The following is a 4,276-nucleotide window of genomic DNA, read 5'->3' on the forward strand; positions in this document are numbered from 1 at the left end:
ACCTCTTTATTTATATTGTTTTGAATGTATACTTTTCTTGCTAATTTTGATGATATCAGGGGAATTGGGGTGAAGTCAATATTTAAGGAGAAATGAATGTAAACAAATATACAAAAGTTTACTTTCAGGAAGAATAAAAAAAGATTCCTAAATTAATAGGACTCTTTTTTGTTTTATGTATGAAAATGCTTAGCTTTTTATTTGATGATATGTTGAACTGATTGCTCCGACGATAAAGCTTAAAACTAATGCACACACACATAATTAAAATGCGATTCATTTCAGGTGAAGAATCCCAATTAATAATTGCAATGATAGAAATAAGTAATGTGTAATTTTTGTTTTGGGGTAATTCTGAATTCTTAACGTGTTGACAATGGTCCGTAGCCCTAATTATAATTTTTTATTTCTTCTTTCAAGAATACTTTTAATTTATCTTCTAAATTCATTTTCCTAATAAATTTATCATACAACTGAATAAGTCTTGCTACTTCCATTGATTATTCTAATATCCGTGTATTATCCGAATTAATTTCTATAATATGATTATCCCGCCATTGTATCTCTTCTTCTAATTCTTTTACTTTCCCCATACCCCACCACACTCCTAAATATCTAATTTATTATTACTATAATATAAGTAATTCTCTTGATTGTTATATATTTTTGATTACTTTATTAGGCCTCATTAATAGGGATTTTATTTTCATTTCAAAAGATACACTTTTATAGACGTACTAAGGGAACTTAATAACTTTGAATATAATGAAAAGTGCACCTTTTAGAACTATAAGAGTAGTAATAAATTTCTCAATATGGATATTAGAACCATTTTTAGTTATAACATTCAAATTCAACATTTAATGTAATATGATGAAAAGGTGATGGTTATCACCCTATTTGTTTCTCCTTATGCCATAGATAAGACCGAGTTCCTGGTCTTATCTTTTTTATTTATGGGGTATTTGTTATCATTGGCTTGATGGCGGTGTGGTGCTATCCAAAAAGATTCCTTAATGAGAAAATGTGATATTTCGTTGACCTTACTCGGATATGTAATATTGCATATAAAAATGTATTGATATAAATGTAAGCGCTTACTATAATAGGAGTATAAAGATTTACCGTATCTTAATACGAAAAAAGAGGAGGAAATAATATGACAATCGCAATGGCAGTTTTAAAATTTGTAGGTGGAATCATTCCATTTGTACAAGAACTTTTAAAAACATTTATGTAAGTTCATTATTTAGCAATTATTTATAAAAATTATCATACAAATGATCTGTGTATCAAAGATGAATTGATGTGCAGATCATTTGTGTGAGTCTAAATAGTAAAAAAGGCTTATTTTCCCTCACATGAACTGTACCCCGAATCGTGGACACTTAAAAAAAAGTCCATGCTTCGGGGTTTTTATGTATCTTTACACTCATTCCTCGTTATAATGGAAACAATGATAAAAGTGAGGTACGGGAAATGAGTAAAATTATTTTTAATGAAATGCAAATGAAGCAACTAGAGAAGAATGAAAATGTCGTGAAGGTATCAGAACGTTCTATTACCTATTGTTCTGATTTTAAAATAAAAGCTGTGAAAGAAAATCAAAGTGGGAAAGGTCCAAATCAAATCTTCCTGGAGAATGGATTCGATTTAGAGATCATTGGTGAAAGAAAACCAAATCAATGTTTAAAACGTTGGAGAAAAACGTATGAACAATTTGGAGAAGAAGGATTCTATACGGAACGCCGTGGAAAAGGAAGTGCTGGTCGCCCTTCTACAAAAATGTTATCTTCCGATGACAAGCTAAAGAAAGCAGAAGCTCGTATTACTTTTCTAGAAGCGGAACTGGCATTCTTAAAAAAGTTAGATGAACTCGAAAGGCAGGCGTTACAGAAGAAACGTTAACACCATGTGAAAAATCTACAAATTTACTTCTTCCCAAAATACTCGGTCAGAATCACAGCGCTCTAAATATATTTACGAATTATATTCAGTGACAACATGAACTTCATTTTATTATAGATAATATAATTTGAAAGTAAACATAGGTTATTAGGTAATAATGCCCCATTCTTCTCTACTTACCTATATCTATATTTTCACTAATTTATTACGATATCGACGTTGGTTTAAAGTGTTTTGTACGAAACAAACAAATGGATTTTTTAGGGGATACAAACTCAAAAAACCGTTCCATTTTCTTAATTCACATAATTTTCAAAATTAAAATATTTGATTGTTAATATTTGTTATATAATAAACTTATCAAAGCATCACCCCTGTAGTTTCTATGATGAATCTGTTAAGATAGTTTGTTTGTCTCGTATATTCACCTTAACCTAAAAAAGAACTTGTAGTGATTCCTACAAGTTCTTTTTGTTTTTCTGATTGAACATGAACAGAAACTTCTAAACATTTATTTACTATAAAAAGGAATAAGTATTTTTCCATCGTAGAAGACGTTGAATCGCACGATAGCATAACGCTCGATTTGGCAGCGGCATCAACCCTTTATGAATTGAAAATAAAGTTAGCAGTTATAAAAACTGAACTTGCCGCTCTTGCTCGTTTTAATTCAAATGTATTCGAATCTGCAGAGAAAGAATATCGTTATTATTCCGGTGAGCCAGAAGAATTTGAAATTGCTTTAATTGAATCAGAACCAGTTGTAAGCTGGTTCTTTTTGTAGTTCAATGCATACTTGCAAAAGAAAATGTAATTGTAAGTAAAAGGCAAACTGTACTTGTTTTACTTTTTTAAAATATTTATCTTCTTAATATCTTTTTTTTCTTCTATTTCGTTTTATGTATTCATAAATTTTATCCATAACAAATTCTTCTCTGTCTACCCAAATCTCTTCAGCCTCACCGAGTGTAACTATTTTCGTTAACTTGTTAATAGCTGTATCCTTGACTAAAAATGTAGCTACAGTTCCTGTAGATGTTGAATATTTAGTAATGATTGTATCTATGATATTATCAATCTCTAATAAAGCGTTATTGGAAATTTCTTCATCAATTTGAATATGCGTTTTTGAAACTTCATCATCTGACAGTTCTTTTAAGCGTGAATTAAGCATATATTCGACATAACCAATTGGTGAATCTATATCTGAACGAAAGCGTATATCATCAATTATCTCTAATACAAAATCCTCATGCTTTTTCCATTTCTCCAATACTTTAGGGTATATTTTTTCTTTACACCGTTCCTCAAAACGTTTGATTTTTTGCTCGAATGTGTTTGGCTGTTGAAATTGATCTAATTTTTTTTCAAAACGAACTAGGTCTGAATCGTTCTTTTTTTGGCCACGTATAATGAATCTAATCTTTTGCACTTTTCTACCTGATTTAATTTCTTCAAAATCAAAAGAAATATCTGTTTTCTGATTCAATTCTTTTTGTGTAGGTTTCAATACGCGTTGCTTAAAATTTGCATAGTTAGGATATATATTCATTGCATCTAAGTAATATCTTAAGTTTTCAAGGCTAATTGTGCGTTCTTTAAGATTTTCATATTGCTTTAATAATTCGTAAATACGTATAGCATATGTACTCTTCAATTTAACAATATTCGCCAGTCTATAACTCGTAAATTTGCTACTTAATTCTAATAAAAATGGTTTTAATAAAGGATCAAAACGCATATCAATCGTTCCTTTATTTCTATTATAAATCGCTGAAGAAAGCCAAGATACTTGTATTAGCTCTTCTCCTATCCGAATTTCAATTACTTTTGATAATAATTCCTTTGTGATTTTGCTCAACTCAGTGTATTTAGTAGACCCACTTAATCCAAGTAAATCGTGAAATTGTCTAATTGGGAATGTATATGTTTTAAAATCTCGATCATTTGGTTCAATATTACTAGCCAAACAAAGTAATAGCTTTTGTTCAACTAAATTCAAACGTGAATTTGCTTCAATTAAAGTATTAGATTTGGAAACAATGTTACTTTCTTTAATCTGCAAACCTTGATTTGTAGACATATCTACATACGTCCTTTCCTTACTGCCTTGGCTGTTAAATTAACTATAACAAATATATTACTCCTGTTATAGTCGGTTTTTTATAAATCTTCTAAATATTCATTCTACACAAAGTGATTATGTAAAGTGCTTAAAAGTAATAAAAACCGTTTAATTGTAACTAATTTTATTACAATTAAACGGTTAAACTTGTTATATTCAGATAACTAAATTCCTTATCTTCATAACCATTTTTGTTATAGTAAAAACCAAATTTGTTATCTTTATAACCATTTTTGTTATAGT

3 protein-coding genes are annotated in these 4,276 nt (G+C 29.3%); 2 read left to right on the plus strand and 1 reads right to left on the minus strand.

Annotated elements, in window-relative coordinates; all coding sequences use genetic code 11:
* Positions 1–1,479: 1,479 nt before the first annotated feature.
* Both C564_RS36545 and C564_RS33150 read left to right on the plus strand, forming a co-directional pair.
* A complete protein-coding gene (locus C564_RS36545) occupies positions 1,480–1,908 on the plus strand; it encodes an HTH domain-containing protein (protein ID WP_018768183.1) in 429 nt (142 codons plus the stop codon).
* Between the two features lie 586 nt (positions 1,909–2,494).
* Complete coding sequence (locus C564_RS33150; RefSeq protein ID WP_018768184.1) at positions 2,495–2,692, plus strand: hypothetical protein; 198 nt, start codon at positions 2,495–2,497, stop codon at positions 2,690–2,692.
* An 84-nt stretch (positions 2,693–2,776) separates the two neighbouring features.
* On the opposite strand, the gene C564_RS0131125 is transcribed toward C564_RS33150, so the two are convergent.
* A complete protein-coding gene (locus tag C564_RS0131125) occupies positions 2,777–3,991 on the minus strand; it encodes a replication initiation protein (protein WP_018768185.1) in 1,215 nt (404 codons plus the stop codon).
* Between the last annotated feature and the right edge of the window lie 285 nt (positions 3,992–4,276).

It is taken from the genome of Bacillus sp. 105MF (assembly GCF_000374885.1).
Taxonomy (GTDB): Bacteria; Bacillota; Bacilli; order Bacillales; family Bacillaceae_G; genus Bacillus_A; species Bacillus_A pseudomycoides.